Annotated in this window: 1 protein-coding gene; it reads left to right on the forward strand. The window is 40.4% G+C overall.

What is annotated here, in order from left to right; genetic code table 11:
• Positions 1-217 precede the first annotated feature (217 nt).
• On the forward strand, positions 218-658 hold the full coding sequence (locus tag PSF16_RS16525; protein ID WP_015063446.1) for a hypothetical protein: 441 nt from the start codon (positions 218-220) through the stop codon (positions 656-658).
• The last annotated feature ends 371 nt before the right edge of the window (positions 659-1029 follow it).

The following is a 1029-nucleotide window of genomic DNA, read 5'->3' on the forward strand; positions in this document are numbered from 1 at the left end:
ATTGCGACGTCTAATCTGAGCAACGAATGCACAAGATTTAGAGTACCAGAGCCCTGTGATGCTGTCACGGGGCTTTGTTACATCTGGAGCTTGGTAAACCTCATAAATTCAATTCGCAACGCTCGCCGCAAGGCGTGAACTTGTTTCACGTCGAGGAAGCGGAATTTCTCGAAAGCCTTATACTGTCTCCGTTCACACATGATCGGAGGGTGTCTCTATGTCTCAATTATTTCGTTTGGCATCGCCAGAAGATTACGAATACATCGAAGAATTAAATTTATGGGAATTGTCATTTGATAAGCGACCGGTTCAAGGGGTTCGTTGTGAAGATCCGGTGATCGGGGCAGAAAAATATAATCAAGGGCGTGAAAAATTTAAGGCGTTAGCGTCACGGCATAAAAAACACTGGAAACCGAACGGATTGACCTTTTCGGAGTTGATCCGCTGGGCAATAGAATGCGGAACTCCAGAACAATGTCAGCTTGTTTTAGCGTTATACCATTGCACAAACGATGATGATTATCAGGCGATGGGAATTCAGTTAAGCCGAAGTATTGATAATGCAAATGTCAGTCCGATCATCTTTTTCACAGGTAAAAATCAACGGTTATTAGGTGATATTTCGATGCTAAAACAGCTCGAAGAAAAGGTGCGCTGACGTTAGGTTTACCTATTATTTTATGTATTATCCTATCTATTATTCTATCTCTTATTTTATCTATTTCGTCTGTAATAGGTAGAATAATACATAGAATAAGATACAGAATAATAGATAGACACAAGATGACGTTGTGTTATTTCTTACCCATTAATCCACCTGTTATTCTACCTATTACTTTACCCGTTATTGCACCCAATTTAGGTATAACGGGCAGAATAACGGGTGAAATAATGGGTAGAATCATAGTTTTACTAACTTGCACCCCATGATACTTTCAGTATCAATGCCACTCATTTTCTGGACGAAAATGAATGACATAAGGCTCCGCCCTCTGGCTATTTTCTTCGGCTGGACGCCTGCGAAAAAAA

Source organism: Providencia sp. PROV033 (assembly GCF_028484855.1).
GTDB lineage: Bacteria > Pseudomonadota > Gammaproteobacteria > Enterobacterales > Enterobacteriaceae > Providencia > Providencia alcalifaciens.